Origin of the sequence: Pseudomonas sp. SJZ074, assembly GCF_007828215.1 — a bacterium.
Taxonomy (GTDB): Bacteria; Pseudomonadota; Gammaproteobacteria; order Pseudomonadales; family Pseudomonadaceae; genus Aquipseudomonas.
Window position 1 is genome coordinate 4,208 of the sequence record NZ_VIUE01000046.1, and the last position, 24,187, is coordinate 28,394.

Sequence of the window (24,187 nt, forward strand, 5' to 3'; positions counted from 1 at the left end):
ATGCAATTCAGCGAACTGATGGCAGCGCTTTCCAAGCACCCGATTCGTCTCCAGCAGGATGGCGAAAACCTTGTGATCGAGGGCGATGACGAAGGGCTGGAGAGCACGGTATGGGACAGTCTGGCCTTCCATAAGCATGAACTGCTCGCCCTGGTGGAGCGAAACGGTGGCAACTGGTTGAGTCCGGCGTTCCGCATCACACCGGACATGTTGCCGCTGGCCAGTCTGACTCAGGAGCAGATCGACCGGATCGTCGACGGCGTGCCCGGTGGCGCCGGCAATGTTCAGGACATCTACCCGCTGGCGCCCTTGCAGGAAGGCATTTTCTACCACCACCTTGCCGCAGAGCAGGGCGATCCCTATGTGTTGCAGACCTTGTTCGGAGCGGACCAGCGGGCCCGGCTGGATGATTTTCTCCAAGCCTTGCAAGGCGTGATCGATCGCCACGACATCTTGCGCACTTCGGTGGTGTGGGAGGGGTTGGAAGAGCCCATGCAAGTGGTCTGGCGCGAAGCCACTCTGGCGCTGGAGGAGCTGGTGCTCGATCCGGCCGAGGGCGATATCGAGCGGCAACTGCACCAGCGTTTCGATACCCGGCACCACCGTCTGGACCTGGGCCGGGCGCCGTTGATGCGTCTGGTCTTTGCTGAAGATCGGGCTAACAGCCGCTGGGTGGCGATCCTGTTGTTCCACCACATGGCGCTGGACCATGCAGCCCTGGAGTTGGTGCAGCATGAGATGCAGGCATTCCTGCTCGGCCGGGCCGATGCATTGCCCGAGCCGGTACCTTTTCGCAACTACGTGGCGCAAGTGCGCCTGGGCATAGGTGCTGAAGCCCATGAAGGGTTCTTCCGCGAGATGCTGGGCGATGTCGATGAGCCGACCCTGCCATTCGGCCTGCAAGAGGTGCAGGGCGCAAGCGCGGGCATTGAGGAGGCAACACTGACGCTCGCCAGCAGCCTGAGCCAGGGCTTGAGGAGCCAGGCGCGTCAGCTCGGCGTGAGTGCCGCGAGCCTGGTCCACCTGGCCTGGGCCCAGGTGTTGGGACGCGTGTCGGGACGCGATGATGTGGTGTTCGGCACCGTGTTGATGGGCCGGATGCAGGGCGGCGAGGGCGCCGACCGCGCGCTGGGTATGTTCATCAACACCCTGCCGTTGCGGGTGGAGGTAGGTGCGCAAGGTGTGCGCGCCGGGGTCAAGGCGACCCATGCACGCTTGACCGCGTTGCTCGGCCACGAGCACGCCTCCCTGGCCTTGGCCCAGCGTTGCAGCGGTGTGGTCGCACCCGCGCCGCTGTTCAGTGCCTTGCTCAACTACCGCCACACCGGCACGGCGACTTCGACCGACGCGGTGTCTGCCTGGGACGGTATCCAGGTGCTCGGTGGCGAAGAGCGGACCAACTACCCGCTGATGCTCTCGGTGGACGATCTTGGCGAAGATTTCAGCCTCACCGTCCAGGCGGTGAGCGGGATTGGCGCGCCGCGGATCTGTGCTTATATGGACGCGGCGCTGGCGAGTCTGGCGCAAGCGTTGGAGTATGCACCTGAGTCGTTGCTGGCCGATCTGTCGATTCTGCCGGAAGCGGAACGTGAGCAACTGCTGGTGGCGTTCAACGCCACCGACGCTGAGTATCCGCTGGATCAGACCATTCACGGGTTGTTCGAGGAACAGGTGCAGCGTACGCCGGATGCGCTGGCAGTGCTGCATGGCGATCAGCGTCTGAACTATGGCGAACTGAACGAGCGGGCCAACCAGTTGGCGCACTACCTGCGCGGGCAGGGTGTGAGGCCGGACTCTCGGGTGGCGATCTGTGTCGAGCGTGGGCTCGACATGGTGGTCGGATTGCTGGCGATCCTCAAGGCGGGCGGTGGTTACGTGCCACTGGATCCGGCCTATCCGGCAGACCGGATTGCCTACATGCTGGAGGACAGTGCGCCGGCTGTGGTGCTGGCTCAGGCGGCGACGATTGGTTTGTTGGCCGATGCTTCGATGCCAGTGATCGATCTCGGCAGCGGGCTCTGGCAGGATGAATCCGTCTCGAATCCACAGGTTGCCGAGCTGACTTCGGCGCATCTGGCCTACGTGATCTACACGTCAGGTTCCACCGGGCTGCCTAAGGGCGTGATGATCGAGCATCGCAACACGGTGAACTTCCTCACTTGGGCCCATCGTTCGTTTGACTCGAACACCTTGTCGAAAACCCTGTTCTCGACCTCGTTGAACTTCGACCTGGCGGTCTATGAGTGCTTTGCACCGTTGACCAGCGGCGGCAGCATCGAGGTGGTCACTAATGTGCTGGAACTGCAACAGGGCGAGCACGACATCAGCCTGATCAACACCGTGCCGTCGGCGCTCAAGGCGTTGCTGGAATCCGGTGGTCTGGGCGAGGGCGTGGACACGGTGAACGTGGCCGGTGAAGCTTTGAAGCGCAGCCTGGTGGAGGCGCTGTTCGAGCAAACCTCAGTCAAGCGTCTTTGCAACCTCTACGGTCCTTCGGAAACCACGACTTACTCCAGTTGGGTCTCCATGGCCCGCGAGGACGGCTTTGCCGCCCACATCGGCAAACCGGTGGCGAACACCCAGTTCTACCTATTGGATGAGCATAAACAGCCCGTACCGCTGGGCGTGCCAGGGGAAATCTACATCGGTGGTGCCGGTGTCGCGCGGGGTTACCTGAACCGCGATGACCTGACCGCCGAGCGCTTCCTCAAGGATCCGTTCAGCGCCACGCCCAACGCCCGGATGTACAAGACCGGCGACCTCGGCCGCTACCTGCCGGACGGCAATATCGAATACCTGGGCCGCAACGACGATCAAGTGAAGATTCGCGGTTTCCGCATCGAGCTGGGCGAGATCGAAGCCCGGCTTGCCCGGCATGAATCGGTAAAAGAAGCGGTGGTACTGGCCCGCGAAGACGTACCCGGCGACAAACGCCTGGTGGCTTATTTCACCCAATCCGAAGCGGTGGACATCGAAACCCTGCGCAGTTACCTGCAAGCGCAACTGCCGGCCTACATGGTCCCGGTGGCCTACGTGCACCTCGACGCACTGCCGCTGACTCCCAACGGCAAACTCGACCGCAAAGTCCTGCCGGCGCCGGATCTGGATTCGGTCATCTGCCGTGGTTACGAAGCCCCGCAAGGCGAAGTTGAAACCACCCTGGCGCAGATCTGGCAAGACCTGCTCAAGATCGAGCGCGTCGGTCGTCACGATCACTTCTTCGAACTCGGTGGCCACTCGTTGCTGGCTGTCAGCCTGATCGGGCGGATGCGTCAGGTCGGTTTGAGCGCCGACGTGCGCGTGCTGTTCGGCCAGCCGACCTTGATGGCGCTGGCGGCAGCGGTGGGTAGCGGCAGCGAAATCCAGGTACCGGACAACGGCATCCAACCGGGCTGCACGGGGATCACGCCGTCGATGCTGCCCCTGGTGGAACTGGACCAGCAAACCATCGACCGCATTGTGGACACGGTGCCGGGTGGCGCGGCCAATGTGCAGGATATCTATCCGCTGGCGCCGCTGCAGGAAGGCATCTTCTTCCACCACCTTTCGGCTGAACAGGGCGATCTGTATGTCTTGCAGTCGCAGTTTGCCTTCGATCACCGCGAACGGCTCGATGCGTTCGTCGAGGCGTTGCAGGGGGTGATCGATCGTCACGACATCCTGCGCACCAGCGTGGTCTGGGAAGGCTTGGAGTCGCCGGTGCAAGTGGTCTGGCGCGAGGCGAAGCTGCACGTTGAAGCGGTCGACCTCGATCCGGCCGCCGGTGATGCCGTGGCACAGCTGCAACAGCGCTTCGACCCACGACACCATCGCCTGGATGTCAGCCAGGCACCCCTGATGCGCCTGGCCTATGGACAGGATGCCGCCAATCATCGATTGGTCGCGACGCTGCTGTTCCATCACATGGCGCTCGACCACACGGCGCTGGAAGTGGTGCAGTACGAGATGCAGGCGCACCTGATGGGCGACGCCGGGCAACTGGCTGACGCCGTGCCCTATCGTAATTATGTGGCCCAGGCACGCCTGGGCATGAGCCGGGAAGAACACGAGGTGTTTTTCCGTGAGATGCTCGGCGATGTCGATGAACCGACATTGCCGTTCGGCCTGCAGGATGTGCAGGGCGGTGGCCACGGCATTGAAGAGGCCGGACAGTCGGTGGAGGCTTCCCTGGACTTGCGTCTGCGGGCCCAGGCCCGTCAGTTGGGCGTCAGCGTCGCCAGCCTGGTGCACCTGGCCTGGGCCCAGGTGCTGGGCAAGGTGTCCGGTAAGCAGGATGTGGTATTCGGCACAGTGCTGATGGGGCGGATGCAGGGCGGCGCCGATACCGAGCGTGCCCTGGGGATGTTCATCAACACCCTGCCATTGCGGGTTCAAGTGGGGCAGCAGGGTGTGCGGGCGGGCGTCAAGGCCGTCCATGCCCGGTTGACTTCGCTGTTGGGCCATGAGCATGCCTCCCTGGCGTTGGCCCAGCGCTGCAGTGGCGTAGCGGCACCGTTGCCGCTGTTCAGCGCTTTGCTCAACTATCGACACAGCGCCACGGGCTCGGTTTCGGCGCAGGCGACGGACGCATGGCAGGGTATCCATGCCCTGAATGGCGAAGAGCGCACCAACTACCCGCTGACCTTGAACGTCGACGACCTGGGCAACGGTTTCAGCCTGACGGTGCTGGTGGCAGCGCAGATTGGCGCGCAGCGGGTCTGCGGGTACATGCACACGGCCCTGGAAAAACTGGTGGAGGCGCTGGAGCAGACGCCCCAGGCCGCCTTGTATCGCTTGCCGATCCTGCCTGAAGCGGAGCGCGAGCAGTTGCTGGTGACGTTCAACGCCACCGACGCTGAATATCCGCTGGAGCAGACCGTCCATGGGTTGTTCGAGGAACAGGTGCAGCGTACGCCGGATGCGCTGGCAGTGCTGCATGGCGATCAGCGCCTGAGCTATGCCGAGTTGAACGAGCGGGCCAACCAGTTGGCGCACTACCTGCGCGGGCAGGGTGTGAGGCCGGATTCGCGGGTGGCAATCTGCGTCGAGCGTGGCCTCGACATGGTGGTCGGGTTGCTGGCGATCCTCAAGGCGGGCGGCGGTTACGTGCCGCTGGATCCGGCCTATCCGGCGGATCGGATTGCCTACATGCTGGAAGACAGCGCGCCGGCGGTGGTCCTGGCCCAGACGGCGACGGTTGGTTTGTTGGCCGATGCTTCGATGCCTGTGATTGATTTGGGTAGCGGGCTGTGGCAGGACGAGTCCGTCTCGAATCCGCAGGTGCCTGAGCTGACCTCGTCGCATCTGGCCTATGTGATCTACACCTCCGGCTCCACCGGGTTGCCGAAAGGCGTGATGATCGAGCACCGCAACACGGTGAATTTCCTGACCTGGGCGCATCGTTCGTTCGACGCTCAAACGCTGTCGAAAACCCTGTTCTCGACCTCGCTGAACTTCGACCTGGCGGTCTATGAGTGCTTTGCACCGTTGACTAGTGGCGGCAGCATCGAGGTGGTCACTAATGTGCTTGAACTGCAACAGGGCGAGCACGACATCACCTTGATCAACACTGTGCCGTCGGCGCTCAAGGCGTTGCTGGAATCCGGTGGTCTGGGCGAGGGCGTGGACACGGTGAACGTGGCCGGTGAAGCGCTCAAGCGCAGTCTGGTGGAGGCGTTGTTCGAGCAGACTTCGGTCAAGCGCCTGTGCAACCTCTATGGTCCTTCGGAAACCACGACCTATTCGAGTTGGGTGTCCATGGTCCGTGAGGACGGTTTTGCCGCGCACATCGGTAAGCCGGTCGCCAACACCCAGTTCTACCTGCTGGATGAACACAAACAGCCCGTACCGCTGGGCGTCCCAGGGGAAATCTACATCGGTGGTGCCGGTGTCGCGCGGGGTTACCTGAACCGTGATGACCTCACTGCCGAACGCTTCCTCAAGGATCCGTTCAGCCGTGAACCGAACGCCCGGATGTACAAGACCGGCGACCTCGGCCGCTACCTGGCGGACGGCAATATCGAATACCTGGGCCGTAACGACGACCAGGTGAAGATCCGTGGTTTCCGTATTGAACTGGGCGAGATCGAAGCCAAGCTGGCCCAGCACGACGCCGTGAAGGAAGCGGTGGTGCTCGCCCGTGAGGACGTGCCTGGCGATAAACGTCTGGTGGCTTATTTCACCCAATCCGAAGAGGTGGACATCGAAACCCTGCGCAGCCACCTGCAAGCACAGTTGCCGGCCTACATGGTCCCCGTGGCCTACGTACACCTCGACGCACTGCCCCTGACTCCCAACGGCAAACTCGACCGCAAGGCCTTGCCGGCCCCGGAACACGATGCACTGATTACCCGTGGCTACGAAGCCCCGCAAGGCGAAGTTGAAACCACCCTGGCGCAGATCTGGCAGGACCTGCTCAAGGTCGAACGTGTCGGTCGTCATGATCACTTCTTCGAACTCGGCGGCCACTCGCTGCTGGCCGTCAGCCTGATCGGGCGGATGCGTCAGGTCGGTTTGAGCGCCGACGTGCGCGTGCTGTTCGGCCAGCCGACCTTGATGGCGCTGGCGGCAGCGGTGGGTAGCGGCAGCGAAATCCAGGTACCGGACAACGGCATCCTGCTCGGTTGCACGCGAATCACGCCGCCGATGCTGCCCCTGGTGGAACTGGACCAGCACGCCATCGACCGCATTGTGGACACGGTGCCGGGCGGCGCGCGCAACGTGCAGGACATCTACCCGTTGGCGCCGTTGCAAGAGGGCATTCTCTACCACCATATCGCCGCGCCGTCGGGCGATCCCTACGTGTTGCAAGCCACGTTCACCGTTGCCGATCCCGAGCGGCTGGACGCCTTTGCCCATGCACTGCAGGGTGTCATCGACCGTCATGACATTCTGCGCACCTCGGTGGTCTGGGAGGGCCTGGATGAGCCGGTGCAGGTGGTCTGGCGCAAGGCGCAACTGGCGGTGGAAGAGGTGGTGCTGGCGGCGGGTGCCGGGGATATCGCCGGGCAGTTGCGCGAGCGATTCGACACGCTGCATTACCGCCTCGATATGCAACAGGCGCCGCTGATGCGCATTGCGTTCGCAGAAGACCAGCCCAACCAGCGCTGGGTGGCGATCCTGCTGTTCCACCACATGGCCCTCGACCACACGGCGCTGGAACTGGTGCGCCACGAGATGCAGGCCCACCTGCTGGGCCAGGCCGACCAGTTGGGCGAGGCGGTGCCGTTCCGCAACTACGTGGCCCAGGCTCGCCGGGGCGTCAGTCGCGAGGAGCATGAAGCGTTCTTCCGCGACATGCTCGGTGACGTCGACGAGCCGACCCTGCCGTTCGGCGTGCAGGATGTTCGCGGCGACGGCAGCGATATCGAAGAGGCCGGCTTGCCGCTGTCCGGCGACCTGAGCCGTCGCCTGCGGGCCCAGGCCCGTGAGTTGGGCGTGAGCGCGGCGAGCCTGCACCATCTGGCCTGGGCCCAGGTGCTGGGCCGGGTGTCCGGCAAACAGGACGTGGTGTTCGGCACCGTGTTGATGGGCCGGATGCAGGGCGGTGACGGTGCCGAACGTGCGCTGGGCATGTTCATCAACACCTTGCCGCTGCGGGTGGACGTGGGCACGCGGGATGTACGCAGCGGCGTGAAGGCGGCCCACGCTCGATTGACCGGTCTGCTCGGCCATGAGCACGCCTCTCTGGCGCTGGCCCAGCGCTGCAGTGGCGTAGTCGCGCCGATGCCGTTGTTCAGTGCCTTGCTCAACTACCGGCATAGCACCGCTGCGGTCACGTCGAACGACGCCCTGGCCGCTTGGGATGGTATCGAGATCCTGAGCAACGAAGAGCGCACCAACTACCCACTGACCCTGTCGGTGGATGACCTGGGTGAAGACTTCCTGCTGACCGCGCTGGCCGTGCCGCAGATCGGCGCACAGCGGGTCTGCGCCTATATGAACATTGCGCTGGAGCACTTGGTGAAGGCCTTGGAGCAGGCCCCGCAGACGTGCCTGGACAGCTTGTCGATCCTGCCACCGGCCGAACGTCGGCAATTGCTGGTGGATTTCAACGCGACCACTCGCAGCTTTCCACGGGACAGGACCGTCCATGGGTTGTTCGAAGCACAGGTCCAGGTCAGCCCCGAGGCACCGGCGGTCGTGCACAACGGGCAGAGCCTGGCCTACGCTGAATTGAACGGCCGGGCCAATCGCCTGGCCCGTCACCTGATCGATCTTGGCATCAAGCCGGGCGAGCGCGTGGCGATCCTGCTGGAGCGTTCGATCGATCTGCTGGTCAGCCAACTGGCGGTGCTCAAGTGTGCTGCCGTCTATGTGCCGCTGGACATCCACGCGCCCCTGGAACGCCAGGAATTCATGGTGCAGGACAGCGGCGCGCGAATCCTGCTGACCCTGAGCGCTACGACCACACCGCAAGAGATGACGCGGGTGGACCTGGACACCGTGGTGCTGGAAGAAACCTCTGACGACCTGAACCTGATGCAGAGCGCCGAATCCGTCGCTTACATCATGTACACCTCCGGCTCCACCGGGATGCCGAAGGGCGTGCTGGTGCCGCATCGGGCGATCAACCGTTTGGTGATCAACAACGGCTACGCCGACTTCAACCAGCAAGACCGAGTGGCGTTCGCCTCGAACCCGGCTTTCGATGCCAGCACCCTGGACGTTTGGGCGCCTCTGCTCAACGGCGGGTGTGTGGTGGTGGTCGAGCAGGATGTGTTGCTGTCCCGGGAACATTTTGCCGCGCTGTTGACCGAGCAGTCGGTCAGCGTGCTGTGGATGACCGCAGGGCTGTTCCATCAGTACGCCGACGGCCTGCTGCCGGTGTTCAAGCAACTGCGTTACCTGATCGTGGGTGGCGACGTGCTGGATCCGGCGGTGATCGCGCGGGTGCTGAAAGACGGCGCGCCGCAGCATCTGCTCAACGGTTATGGCCCGACCGAAGCCACGACCTTCACCACCACTTACGAAATCAAGGGCGTGGGCGAGGGCGGTATCCCGATTGGGCATCCGATCGGCAACACCCGCGTCTATGTGCTGGATGCGAACCAGCAGCCGGTGCCGGTGGGTGTAGCGGGCGAGTTGTACATCGGTGGCGATGGTGTGGCGAAAGGGTATCTGAATCGCCCCGAGCTGACCGCCGAGAAGTTCGTCGCCGACCCGTTCAGCGCCGATCCGGCGGCCTTGCTCTATCGCACCGGCGACCTGGCACGCTGGCGTGCTGACGGAGCCGTGGATTACCTGGGGCGTAACGACGACCAGGTGAAGATCCGTGGTTTCCGCATCGAACTGGGCGAGATCGAAGCCCGCTTGGGCCAGTGCGCCGGCGTGAAAGACGCTGTGGTGCTGGCGCGGCAGGACGACAACGGACCTAAACGCCTGGTGGGTTATGTCATCCCTGAAGAGGGTGTCACGTTATCGGTGCACGCGCTGCGTAGCCAACTGGCGAGCACGCTGGCCGAGTACATGGTGCCCAGTGCCTTCGTCGTATTGCCGTCGTTCCCGCTGACCGCCAATGGCAAGCTGGACCGCCGTGCACTGCCGGCTCCGGACGCCGAGGCGTATGCCAGCCGTGAATACGAAGCTCCACAAGGCGAAGTGGAACAGACCCTGGCCAGGCTCTGGGCCGAGGTGCTCAAGGTCGAGCAGGTGGGGCGTCATGACCACTTCTTCGAACTGGGCGGTCATTCGCTGTTGGCGGTGACCCTGATCGAACGCATGCGTCAAGCGGGCCTGAGCGCCGACGTGCGTGTGCTGTTCAGCCAGCCGACCCTGGCGGCACTGGCCGCTGCCATCGGCAGTGGCAAGGAAATCAGCGTGCCGGAAAACCGTATCCCCTCCGAGTGCGAGCACATCACGCCCGAGCTGCTGCCGCTGGTCAACCTGACCCAGGACGCGATCGATCGCCTGGTATCGACGGTACCGGGCGGTGCCCGGAACGTGCAGGACATCTACCCGCTGGCGCCGCTACAGGAAGGCATCCTCTATCATCATCTGGCCGCCGAGCAGGGCGACCCCTATGTGCTGCAGTCGCAGTTCGCCTTCGACAGCTTCCAGCGCTTCGAGGCGTTCGTCGAAGCGCTGCAGGTGGTGATCGACCGCCATGACATCCTGCGCACCAGTGTGGCCTGGGAAGGCCTGGACGAACCGCTGCAGATGGTCTGGCGCAAGGTTCTGCTGGAGCCGCAGCGCTTCGAAGCCGATGCCACGGCCGGTGATGTCGCCACGCAACTGGCGAGCCGCTTCGATGCACGCCACTACCGTCTGGACTTGCGCCGTGCGCCGATGCTGCAGTTGATCTACGCCCAGGATGAGGCCCATGACCGTTGGCTGGCGATCCTGCTGTTCCACCACATGGCGCTGGACCATACCGCGCTGGATGTGATGCAGCATGAAATGCAGCTGCACCTGCTGGGGCAAGGCGAGCGATTGGGCGAAGCGATGCCTTATCGCAACTATGTGGCCCAGGCCCGACTGGGGGCGAGCGAGGCGGAGCACGAGGCGTTCTTCCGCGACATGCTGGGCGATATCGACGAGCCGACACTGCCCTTCGGCTTGCAGGATGTGCAGGGGGACGGCCATGGCATCGATGAGATCCGCGAGCCGGTGGATCTTGCGCTGTCCAGGCGTTTGCGGGCCCAGGCCCGGCAATTGGGCGTCAGTGCCGCCAGCTTGGTGCACCTGGCCTGGGCACAGGTGCTGGGCAAAGTGTCCGGCAGCCAGGAAGTGGTGTTCGGCACGGTATTGCTGGGCCGGATGCAGGGCGGCGAAGGGGCCGACCGGGCGCTGGGAATGTTCATCAACACCTTGCCGTTGCGCGTGGACGTGGGCGCCCAGGATGTTCGTACCGGAGTCAAGGCGACCCACGCCCGACTGACGGAACTGCTGGGCCATGAACATGCCTCCCTGGCGCTCGCCCAGCGTTGCAGTGGCGTGGCGGCACCGACGCCGCTGTTCAGCGCCTTGCTCAACTACCGTCATAGCGCCGCCGAGGTGACCCAGGATGGCCTCTCGGCCTGGAATGGGATCGAGGCGCTCAATGGTGACGAACGCACCAACTACCCACTGACCCTCAACGTCGACGACCTGGGGGAAGGCTTCTCCCTCACGGCCCTGGTCGACACCTCGATCGGTGCCGCACGCATCTGTGGCTACATGCAGATGGCACTGGATAGTCTGGTCACCGCCCTGGAGCAAGCGCCGCACACTGCGCTGCACGCGTTGACGGTCCTGCCGCCAGCCGAACGCCGGCAATTGCTGGAAACCTGGAACACCCGGGACGCCGAATATACCGCAGACGCCCTGATCCATCGTCAGTTCGAAGCCTGGGCCATGGCCCAGCCTGACGCCGTGGCGGTGATCCATGAAGAGCAGACGCTGACTTATGGCCAGCTCAATGCTCGCGCCAACCAGTTGGCCCACAGCCTGTTGGCCGAGGGGATTCGCCCGGACGACCGGGTGGCGATCTGTGTCGAGCGCGGCCTGGACATGATCGTCGGCCTGTTGGGCATCCTCAAGGCGGGGGCGGGCTATGTGCCGCTGGACCCGGCCTATCCTGCGGAACGCATCGCCTACATGTTGCACGACAGCAGCCCGGTAGCGCTGGTGACCCAGCGGGAATGGCGTGAAACCCTGCCGCCATTGAACGTGCCGACCGTGCTGCTCGATCCGCTCGAAGCCGGCGAAATGGAGCAGCAGCCACGGCATAACCCGGATGTGCCGGGCCTTGAGGCCAGTCACCTGGCCTATGTGATCTACACCTCCGGTTCCACCGGCTTGCCCAAAGGCGTGATGGTCGAGCACCGCAACGTTGCGCGGCTGTTCTCGGCCACCCAGCCGTGGTTCGACTTCGGCCCGCAAGACGTGTGGGCGCTGTTCCATTCCTTCGCCTTCGACTTCTCGGTCTGGGAAATCTGGGGTGCATTGACCCAGGGCGGTCGCCTGCTGGTGGTGCCGCAACTGGTCAGCCGCTCCCCGCAATACTGCTATGCGCTGCTGTGCGAGGCGGGGGTGACTATCCTCAACCAGACGCCGAGCGCTTTCCGCCAGTTGATCGCGGCCCAGGGCGAGAGCGACCTGGAGCACAGCCTGCGGCAGGTAATCTTCGGCGGCGAGGCGCTGGAAACCGGCATCCTCAAACCCTGGTATGCCCGTGAAATCAATGCCCGCACGCAACTGGTGAACATGTACGGCATCACCGAAACCACCGTGCACGTGACCTACCGTGCGCTGTGTGCTGCCGACGCCCAACTGACCGGTGTCAGCCCCATCGGCAAACGTATCCCTGACTTGCAGTTGTATGTGCTCGACGCTCAACGCGAACCCGTGCCGGTCGGTGTGGTCGGCGAAATGTACGTCGGTGGCGCGGGTGTGAGCCGTGGTTATCTGAATCGCGATGAGCTGACCGCCGAGCGTTTCCTCGACAACCCGTTCAGCGATGAGCCGAACGCCCGCATGTACAAGACCGGTGACCTCGGTCGCTGGCTGGCGGACGGCAGTATCGAATACCTCGGGCGTAACGATGACCAGGTGAAGATCCGCGGCTTCCGTATCGAATTGGGTGAGATCGAGGCCAAGCTGGCTGCCTGCAACGGCGTGCGCGAAGCCGTGGTCCTGGCGCGCCAGGACATCCCGGGTGACCAGCGCCTGGTGGCCTATGTGATTGCCGAAGAGGGCGAGCCGCCGTCGGCGGCCGAATTGCGCGCTGAGCTGTTGGGTTCCCTGGCGGAATACATGGTACCCAGCGCGTTCGTGATGTTGACGGTATTCCCGCTGACCACCAACGGCAAACTGGACCGCAAGGCGTTGCCGGTGCCCGACCAGTCCTCGGTGGTGACCCGTGAATACGAGGCGCCCCAAGGCGAGGTCGAGACGGCGATTGCGCGAATCTGGCAAGAGCTGCTGCAGGTGGAGCAGGTCGGCCGTCATGACCATTTCTTTGAAATGGGTGGCCATTCGCTGCTGGCAGTGAAGCTGGTCGAGCGCATGCGCCAGATCGACCTGGCTGCCGACGTCCGCGTGCTGTTCGGCCAGCCGACGCTGGCTGCATTGGCGGCGGCCGTAGGCGGCGTGCGCGAAATCGTGGTGCCGGCCAACCTCATCCCCGTCGACTGCTCGCGGATCACTCCGGACATGTTGCCACTGGTCGATCTGGATCAGGACGGTATCGACCGCGTCGTCGCCTCAGTGCCCGGTGGTGTGGGCAACGTGCAGGACATCTACGCCCTCGCGCCGTTGCAGGAAGGCATTCTGTATCACCACCTCGCTGCGGCCCAGGGCGACCCCTATCTGCAATATGTGCAGTTCACTTTCGACAGCCGCTCCCGGTTGGACGACTTCGCCAGGGCGTTGCAAAGCGTGGTGTCCCGCCACGATATCCTGCGCACCGGCGTGGTCTGGGAAGGGCTGGACGAGCCGGTGCAGGTGGTCTGGCGCGAGGCGCAGTTGGGGCTTGATGAGGTCGTGCTGGACCCGGCGGCGGGGGATATCGCGCAACAACTGCGCGAGCACCTGGACCCACGGCATTATCGCCTGGACATCCGCCAGGCGCCGATGATGCGTATCGGCTATGCCGAGGACGTGGCGAACAATCGCTGGGTCGGCATGCTGCTGTTCCATCACATGGTCGATGACGCGACGTCCCTGGCCATGCTCACGGCGGAAATCGAAGCCCATGTGATGGGGCGCGAGCATCTGCTGGCAGCCTCGGTGCCGTACCGCAACTACGTGGCCCAGGCGCGGCTGGGCATCAGCCGCGAGGAACACGAAGGATTCTTCCGCGAGATGCTGGGCGATGTGACCGAGCCGACATTGCCGTTCGGCCTGCAGGATGTGCAGGGCGACGGACGTGGGATCGAAGAAGTCCGCCAGCCGGTCGATGGCGCGCTCAGCCGGCGCCTGCGGACCCAGGCCCGTCAACTCGGGGTGAGTGCGGCGAGCCTGTATCACCTGGCCTGGGCACAGGTGCTGGGGCGTGTCTCGGGCAAGGACGATGTCGTGTTCGGCACCGTGTTGCTGGGCCGGATGCAAGGCGGCGAGGGGGCCGACCGGGCACTGGGGATGTTCATCAACACCTTGCCGCTGCGTGTGGAGCTGGGGGCGCAAGGTGTACGTGCCGGGGTCAAGGCGACCCATGCACGCTTGACCGCGTTGCTCGGCCATGAGCATGCCTCTTTGGTTCTGGCCCAGCGTTGCAGTGGCGTAACCGCGCCGGCACCGTTGTTCAGCGCGCTGCTGAACTATCGCCACCTCGGTGCGCAGACGGCCTCCAGCGAAGCCATCGCGGCCTGGGAAGGTATCCAGGTTCTGGGCGGCGAAGAGCGGACCAACTATCCGCTGTCGTTGTCGGTGGATGACCTGGGCGAAGACTTCAACCTGACGGTCATGGCCCAGGAGCCCATAGGCGCCGGACGTATCTGCAACTATGTGCAAACGGTCCTGGAGCATCTGGTGCAGGCGCTGGAACAATCGCCCCTGGCGCCGTTGCACGGGTTGCAGATCCTGCCGCCGGCCGAGCGTCGGCAGTTGCTGGAAACCTGGAATGCTGCGGATGTGGCCTACGCCGACAATGCACTGATCCATGGGCAGTTCGAGGCTTGTGCGGCGGCACAACCTGATGCCGTGGCCGTGGTGTTCGAGAGCCGGACGCTGACCTACGGTGAGCTCAATAACCGGGCCAACCAACTCGCCCATCATTTGCTGGCCCTGGGCATCCGCCCGGATGACCGGGTGGCGATCTGTGTCGAGCGTGGCCTGGACATGATCGTCGGCCTGTTGGGCATCCTCAAGGCGGGCGCGGGTTATGTGCCGCTGGATCCGGCCTATCCGACCGAACGTCTCGCCTACCTGTTGCAGGACAGTGCGCCTGTGGCCGTGTTGGTACAGACCGCGACACGTCGCTTGTTGGCCGACATTTCGTTGCCTGTGGTCGATCTCGAAGGTGGCGATTGGCAGGCGCAATCCGTCCGTAATCCGCAGGTGGCGGGGTTGAATTCCAGTCATCTGGCTTATGTGATCTACACCTCCGGTTCCACCGGCTTGCCCAAAGGCGTGATGGTCGAGCATCGCAACGTCGCGCGGCTGTTCTCGGCCACGCAACCGTGGTTCGACTTCGGCCCGCAGGACGTCTGGGCACTGTTCCACTCCTTCGCCTTCGACTTCTCGGTCTGGGAAATCTGGGGTGCGCTGACCCACGGCGGTCGCCTGCTGGTGGTACCGCAACTGGTCAGCCGCTCGCCGCAGGAATGCTATGCGCTGTTGTGCCAGGCCGGCGTCAAGGTGTTGAACCAGACGCCAAGCGCGTTCCGCCAGTTGATCGCGGCCCAGGGCGAAAGCGAGCTGAAGCACAGCCTGCGCCAGGTGATTTTCGGCGGCGAGGCGTTGGAAACCGGCATTCTCAAGCCGTGGTACGCCCGCGAAATCAACGCCGGCACGCAATTGGTCAACATGTACGGCATCACCGAAACCACGGTGCACGTGACCTACCGTGCACTGTGCGCGGCGGATGCGCAGTTGGTCGGCGTCAGCCCGATTGGCGGGCGTATTCCCGACCTGCAACTGTACGTACTCGATGCCCAGCGCGAGCCGGTGCCGGTGGGCGTGGTGGGTGAGATGTACGTCGGTGGCGCGGGCGTCAGCCGAGGCTATCTGAACCGCGACGAGCTGACGGCGGAGCGTTTCCTGAAAAATCCGTTCAGCGATGAGCCGAACGCCCGCATGTACAAGACCGGAGACCTGGGTCGCTGGTTGGCGGATGGCAGCATCGAATACCTGGGGCGTAACGATGACCAGGTGAAGATCCGCGGCTTCCGTATCGAACTGGGCGAGATCGAAGCGGCGCTGGCGACTTGCGACGGGGTCAGCGAGGCGGTGGTCATCGCTCGCGAAGACGAGCCGGGGGACAAGCGCCTGGTGGCCTACGTCATCGCCAAGGAAGACGCGCAGCCAGCGGCTGCCGAGCTGCGCACGCAGTTGCTGGGCTCGCTGGCCGACTACATGGTGCCGAGTGCCTTCGTGATGCTCGAAGCCTTCCCGCTGACCACCAATGGCAAGTTGGACCGCAAGGCCTTGCCGGCACCGGATCAGTCGGCGGTGATCAGCCGTGAATACGAAGCTCCCCAAGGGGAAGTAGAAAGCGCCATTGCCCGGATCTGGCAGGACTTGCTCAAGCTTGAACAAGTGGGGCGCCACGACAACTTCTTCGAACTGGGCGGCCACTCGCTGCTGGCGGTGAAGTTGATCGAGCGCATGCGCCAGATGGACCTGAGCGCCGATGTGCGCGTGCTGTTCAGTCAGCCAACGTTGGCCGCGCTGGCCGCTGCGGTGGGTGGGCACACGGAAGTCGTGGTGCCGGAGAACCTGATTCCGGACGGCTGCACGCGAATCACCCCGGACATGCTGCCGCTGGCCGACCTGGACCAGGAAGCCATCGACCGGATCGTCGCAACGGTGCCCGGCGGCGTTGCCAACGTGCAGGATATCTATGCCCTGGCGCCGTTGCAGGAAGGCATTCTCTACCATCACCTGGCCGCGGAGCAGGGCGATCCCTACGTGTTGCAGGTGATGTTCGGCTTTGACAGCCGCGAACGCCTGCAAGCCTTTGCCCAGGCCTTGCAGAGCGTGGTGTCGCGTAACGACATCCTGCGCACCAGCATGGCCTGGCAGGGCCTGGAGTCACCGGTGCAAGTGGTCTGGCGCCATGCGACGCTGGCCCTTGAAGAAGTCGGGCTGGATCCGGCGGCAGGCGACGCAGTGCAGCAGTTGCACGAACGCTTCGACCCGCGTCACTACCGGCTCGACATTGCCCAGGCACCGTTGATGCGGCTGGCCTATGCCCAGGATCTGGCCAATCAGCGCTGGGTCGGCATGCTGCTGTTCCATCACGTGGCGCTGGACCACACCGCCCTTGAGGTGGTGGTGCATGAAATGCAGGCCAGTCTGCTGGACCAGGCGGAGCTGCTCGCACCGGCTGTGCCGTACCGCAACCATGTCGCCCAGGCCCGGTTGGGCGTGAGTCGCGAACAGCACGAAGCGTTCTTCCGCGACATGCTGGGCGATATCGACGAACCGACGCTGCCGTTCGGCCTGCTGAATGTGCAAGGCGATGGCAGCGGCATCGAAGAAGTGCAACAAGGCGTGGATGCGGCATTGGCCCAGCGCTTGCGGGCGCAGGCCCGTCAGCTCGGCGTGAGTGCGGCGAGCCTGGTCCACCTGGCCTGGGCCCAAGTGGTCGGGCGTGTCTCGGGGCGTGAGGAAGTGGTGTTCGGCACCGTACTGATGGGCCGGATGCAGGGCGGCGACGGTGCCGACCGCGCGCTGGGAATGTTCATCAACACCTTACCGCTGCGGGTGAGTGTGGGGCACACCGGTGTCCGTACAGCCGTGAAGGCCACCCACGCCCGATTGAGCGGATTGTTGGGGCATGAACACGCTTCCCTGGCATTGGCCCAGCGCTGCAGCGGCGTACCGGCCTCGCTGCCGCTGTTCAGCACGCTGTTGAACTACCGGCACAGCGCTGGTGAAGCCGCATCCGAGCAGGCCATCTCGGCCTGGCACGGAATTCATACCCTGGGCATGGAAGAGCGGACCAATTACCCGTTGTGCCTGAACGTCGACGACCTCGGCGAAGGTTTCCTGCTGACGGCCCAGGCGGTGGTCGAAGTGGGTGCGCAACGTGTCTGCGGCTACATGCATATGGCGCTGGAGAGCCTGGTGCAGGCGCTGGAGCACGCACCTGACGCTCCATTGCGCGAGTTGTCGATTGTACCTGCCGACGAACGCGAGCAATTGCTGGTGGCGTTCAACGCCACCGAGGCCGAATACCCGCTGGAGCAGACCATTCATGGGCTGTTCGAGGAGCAGGTGCGGCGCACACCGGATGCGCTGGCGGTGCGTCATGGTCGGCAACAGCTCAACTATCGCGAGCTCAATGGGCTCGCCAACCGGTTGGCCCATTACCTGCGCAAGCAGGGTGTGCAGCCGGATTCTCGGGTGGCGATCTGCGTCGAGCGCGGCATCGACATGGTCGTAGGCTTGCTGGCGATCCTCAAGGCGGGTGGCGGTTACGTGCCGCTGGATCCGGCTTACCCGGCGGACCGCATTGCCTACATGCTCGAAGACAGCGCCCCGGCGGCGATCCTGGTGCAGGCGGCCACGCGAGGCTTGTTGGGTGAGACGGCGGTCCCGGTGATCGACCTCGACAGGGGTGTCTGGCAGGACGAAACAGCGCCGAATCCGTTGGTCCCGGGGCTGACTTCGGCGCACCTGGCCTACGTGATCTACACCTCCGGTTCTACCGGGTTGCCGAAAGGCGTGATGATCGAACACCGCAACACGGTGAACTTCCTGACCTGGGCGCATCGGTCGTTCGATGCGCAAACCTTGTCGAAGACGCTGTTCTCGACTTCGCTGAACTTCGACCTGGCGGTCTATGAGTGCTTCGCGCCGCTGACGTCAGGTGGCAGCATCGAAGTGGTCACTAATGTGCTGGAACTGCAACACGGCGAGCACGACATCACCCTGATCAACACTGTGCCGTCGGCACTCAAGGCATTGCTGGAAGCCGGTGGACTGGGCGAGGGCGTGGACACGGTTAACGTGGCCGGTGAAGCCCTCAAGCGCAGCCTGGTGGAAGCGTTGTTCGAGCAGACTGCGGTCAAGCGCCTGTGCAACCTCTACGGTCCTTCGGAAACCACGACTTACTCCAGTTGGGTATCGATGGCCCGGGAAGACGGGTTTGCCGCGCACATCGGCAAACCGGTCGCCAACACCCAGTTCTATCTGCTGGACGAACATAAGCAACCGGTACCGCTGGGCGTACCGGGCGAGATCTACATTGGCGGCGCGGGTGTCGCCCGTGGCTATCTCAATCGTGATGACCTGACCGCCGAGCGTTTCCTTAACGACCCATTCAGCAACACTAAAAACGCCCGGATGTACAAGACCGGCGACCTCGGCCGTTACCTGCCCGACGGCAATATCGAATACCTGGGCCGTAATGACGACCAGGTGAAGATCCGTGGTTTCCGCATCGAACTGGGCGAGATCGAAGCCAAGCTGGCCCAGCACGACGCCGTGAAGGAAGCGGTGGTGCTGGCCCGCGAGGACGTACCCGGCGACAAACGTCTGGTGGCTTATTTCACTCAATCCGAAGCGGTGGACATCGAAACCCTGCGCAGTCACCTGCAAGCGCAGTTGCCGGAATACATGGTCCCGGTGGCCTACGTGCACCTCGACGCCATGCCGCTGACTCCCAACGGCAAACTCGACCGCAAGGCCTTGCCGGCGCCGGACCTGAATTCGGTCATCAGTCGTGGCTACGAAGCTCCACAAGGTGAAGTTGAAACCGTCCTGGCGAAGATCTGGCAGGACTTGCTGGGCCTGCAACAGGTTGGTCGTCACGACCAGTTCTTTGAGCTGGGTGGTCATTCGTTGCTGGCGATGCAGTTGATTTCCCAGGTCCGTTTGCGCCTGGGGGTGGAACTGAGCCTGACCGCTCTGTTCGCCCATCCGGCACTCATGGACCTGGCGCAGGCCGTGTCCGAGGCCGGGCGCAGCACATTGCCGGAGATCGTCAGGGCCTCCCGCGACGAATCCTTGCCGCTGTCGTTCGCCCAACAGCGCCTGTGGTTCCTGGCGCAGATGGAAGGGGCCAGTGCGGCCTACCACATGCCGGCCGGCCTGCGTCTGCGCGGCACGTTGGACCGCGTCGCCCTGCAACGGGCGCTGGATCGCATCGTTGCCCGTCATGAGGCGTTGCGCACGACTTTCGTACAGGCCCAGGGCGAGGAGCCCCGGCAGTGTATCGCCGCGGCCGATAGCGGTTTTGCCTTGCTGCAGCATGACTTTTCCGAGCGGATCGATGCCGAAGCCGAAGTGCATGCCTTGGCGGCACGGGAAGCCGTCGATGCCTTCGATCTGGAACACGGCCCGCTGATCCGTGGCCGGTTGATCCGCCTGGGTGATGAGGAGCATGTGCTGCTGGTGACCATGCACCACATCGTTTCGGATGCCTGGTCCATGGGGGTGCTGGTCAAGGAACTGGTCGCGCTCTACGAAGCGTTCCGGCATGACCTGGACGATCCGCTGCCGGCGCTGGCCGTGCAATACGGCGACTACGCCCTGTGGCAACGCCGCTGGCTGAGCGGCGAAGTGTTGCAGGCCCAGAGCAGCTACTGGCGACAAACCCTGGCCGATGCGCCGGCATTGTTGATGCTGCCCACGGACCGGGCGCGCCCGGCGCAGCAGGACTACAGCGGGGCGGCGCTGCCCCTGGCGTTCGATGCCGAGCTGACGGCCCATCTCAAAGCCTTGAGCCAGCGTCATGGCGTCACCCTGTACATGACGTTGATGGCGGCTTGGGCGGCGTTGTTGAGTCGCCTTTGCGGGCAGGACGACGTGGTGATCGGTTCGCCGGTGGCCAACCGCACACGTTCGGAAGTCGAAGGGTTGATTGGCTTCTTCGTCAACACCCTGGCCGTGCGTATCGACGTTTCGGGCGCACCGACGGTCGAGGCCTTGCTTGCGCGGGTCAGGAACCAGACCCTTGGCGCCCAGGCGCATCAGGACCTGCCGTTCGAACAGGTGGTGGAAGTGCTCAATCCGGTACGCAGCCTGTCCCACAGCCCGCTGTTCCAGGCCATGTTGTCCTGGCAGACCCTGGACAACAGCGAACTGGCGCTGGGCGACCTGAAGCTCGAAAGCCTTGGTGTGGCGAACAATATCGCCAAGTTCGACCTGTCCCTGGAACTCGGCGAGGCCCAGGGGCAGATCTTCGGCGCCCTGGAATACGCCACGGCCTTGTTCGACGAGGCCACGGTGCAGCGTTACCTCGGTTATTTCGAGCGAATGGTGCGTGCCATGGTGGCAAGTGACCAGACGCTGATCGAGCAGATCGCGCTGGTGGACGACACCGAACGCCAGCATTTGCTGGTCGGACTCAACGCGAACCAGGCACCGTACCCCTGCGAACAGACCATCCATCAACTCTTCGAGGCCCAGGTCGCGACCCGGCCGCAGGCCATTGCCGTGGTGTTCGAAGGCGAGCGCCTGAGCTACGCCGAACTCAATCGCCAGGCCAACCAATTGGCCCATCACCTGATCGGTCTGGGCATCCGTCCGGACGACCGCGTGGCGATTTGTGTCGAGCGCAGCGCCGAGATGCTGGTGGGCCTGTTGGCGGTACTCAAGGCCGGCGGCGGTTACGTGCCGCTGGATCCGGCGTATCCGGCCGAGCGATTGGCCTACATGATCGCCGACAGTGCCCCGGTAGCGCTGCTGACCCAACGCGCACTGCAAGGCCGCCTGCCGTCACTGGCTGCGCCGGTGGTGCTACTCGATTACGTCGAACGGGTGCGCAGCGGCATTGCCGCGGGCCGTGAAGACAACCCGGTGGTGGCGACCCTCGGCGTGCGCCACCTGGCCTACGTGATCTACACCTCGGGTTCGACCGGTGCGCCCAAAGGCGTGATGATCGAACACCGGGGCCTGGTCAATTACTGCGTGGATGCCGCGCGCCTGTTCGAACTGACGCCGGCCGACACGGTGCTGCAGCAGAACACGTTGAACTTCGACCTGTCGGTGGAAGAGATTTTCCCGGCGCTGATCGCCGGTGCCACCCTGGCGCCAACCCGACAATTGTTCGGTAGCGTCGAGTTGCGGCAGGACCTCGGGATCCGGCCGACCTTCGTGCACCTGACCGCTGCACATTGGCATTCCCTGGCGGCTGAATGGCACAGCATGCCGGCACAGGCCCGCGATCATCTGCGCGACGTGCGCCTGGTCAACGTCACCGGTGACGCCCTGTCGATGCAGAAACTGCAGATGTGGGACGCGGTGCGCCCGGCCCATACCCGACTGATCAATACCTATGGTCCAACCGAGGCGACCGTCTCGTGCACCGCCGCCTACATGCACTACGACGCCGACGGCGCGGCCGGCAACGCCACCATCGGCACGCCGATGGCCAACACCCGTATCTACCTGCTCGACGGGCACCGTCAGCCGGTGCCGTTCGGGGTGGCCGGAGAGATCTACATCGGTGGTGACGGCGTGGCCCGGGGTTACCTGAACCTCGATGCGATCAATGCCGAACGCTTCCTCCTCGATCCATTCAGTGACCAGCCCGACGCCCGCATGTACAAGACCGGCGACCTGGCCCGCTATCGTCCGGACGGACGTATCGAATACCTGGGGCGCAATGACTTTCAGGTCAAGGTGCGCGGATTCCGTATCGAGCTGGGTGAAATCGAAACCAGGCTCGGCCACTGCGCCGGGGTCAAGGAAGCGGCGGTGATCGTGCGTGAGGACACGCCGGGGGACAAGCGCCTGGTGGCCTATGTCGTGCTGCAGGGCGGTGTCACCCTGAGCGCAGCCGCCTTGCGCTCGGAACTGTCGACGCTGCTGGCCGAGTACATGGTGCCAAGTGCGTTCGTCAGCCTGGCCGCACTGCCGCTGACGCCGAACCGCAAGCTCGACCGCCAGGCACTGCCGGCGCCGGATGCCGACGCGTTCGCCAGTCGCGTGCATGTAGCGCCGCAAGGCGCCACGGAAGTCGCCCTGGCGCGGATCTGGCAGGGCATGCTCAACGTCGAAGTGGTGGGGCGTCACGACCATTTCTTCGAGCTGGGCGGGCATTCGTTGCTGGTGATGCGCTTGATTGCCCAGGTGCGCGAGCAATTGGGGGTGGAACTGAGCCTGAACGAGGTCTTTGCCCAACCCGAGCTGAGCGCGCTGGCCCAGGTGCTGGCCCGAGCGGCACGCAGCGCCCGGCCGGACATCGTACCGGTGTCCCGTGAGCAGGCACTGCCGTTGTCGTTTGCCCAGCAACGCCTGTGGTTCCTCGCGCAGCTGGACAACGCCAGCGCGGCGTATCACATCCCCACCGGCCTGCGTCTGCGCGGTGCCCTGGACACCGCCGCCCTGGGTCGTGCCCTGGATCGCATCGTCGCCCGTCACGAAGCCTTGCGCACGACCTTTGTCCAGGGCCAGGAAGTGGAGCAACGCATTGCTCCGGCCGACATCGGTTTCGCCTTGAAGCGGCATGACCTGTCCGCCCACCCGGATGCCGAGGCCGAGCTGTCGCGCATGGCCGGGGAGGAGGCGCAGCAGGCCTTCGACCTGAGCCGTGGCCCGCTGGCCCGTGGTCGCCTGGTGCGCATGGGCGATGCTGACCATGCGTTGCTGGTGACCCTGCACCACATTGTCTCGGACGGCTGGTCCGCCGATGTCCTGACCCGTGAGCTGGGCGTGCTGTACGCGGCATTCAGCCAAGGCCAGGACGACCCGCTGCCGGCCTTGCCGGTGCAATATGCCGACTACGCCATCTGGCAGCGGCGCTGGCTCACCGGCGAGGTGTTGAGCCGCCAGGAACGTTACTGGCAGGACACCCTGGCCGGCGCGCCGGCATTGCTGACCTTGCCGACGGACCGGCCACGGCCGGCCCAGCAGGATCATTCCGGTCATGCGGTGGGGATCGCCTTCGACGAAGCGTTGACCGAAGGCCTCAAGGCCCTGAGCCAGCGCCATGGCGCCACGTTGTTCATGACGGTGATGGCCGCGTGGGCCGCGCTGCTGAGCCGGATGTCCGGGCAGGACGATGTCGTCATCGGTACTCCGACGGCGAACCGCATGCAGGCGGAGGTGGAAGACCTGATCGGTTTGTTCGTCAACACCCTGGCGGTGCGCGTCGAGGTTTCGTCCGAACTGACCGTCGAGACCTTGCTGCAACGGGTCAAGGCCCAGACCCTGGGCGCCCAGGCGCATCAGGATCTGCCGTTCGAACAGGTGGTGGAAGTGGTCCGGCCATTGCGCAGCCTGTCCCACAGCCCGGTGTTCCAGGCCATGCTGTCGTGGCAGAACAATGAAACCGGCGGGATGGAATTGTCCGAGCTGTCACTGCAAGGACTGGGGGTGACCAGCCGCACCGCCAAGTTCGATGTGTTGCTGGACATGGCTCTGATCGATGGGCGCCTGTTCGGTTCGCTGGAGTACGCCACGGCGCTGTTCGACCAGGCCACGATGGAGCGCTACCTCGGTTACCTCGAATGCATTCTGCGCGCCATGGTGGCCGATGAGCAGGCCCTGGTGGCGCAGATCCCGCTGTTGCAAGACGCTGAGCGCCAACACCTGCTGGAAGCCTTCAATGCGACGGCCGTCGACTATCCGCAAGGCCTGACCCTGCATGGCCTGTTCGAGGCACGGGTCACGA

General features: G+C 64.2%; 1 protein-coding gene. It reads left to right on the plus strand.

The window, feature by feature from the left end:
- Positions 1 to 24,187 (plus strand): non-ribosomal peptide synthetase (locus tag FBX99_RS27725; protein WP_145133658.1); only part of this gene is annotated, 24,187 nt, incomplete at its 3' end.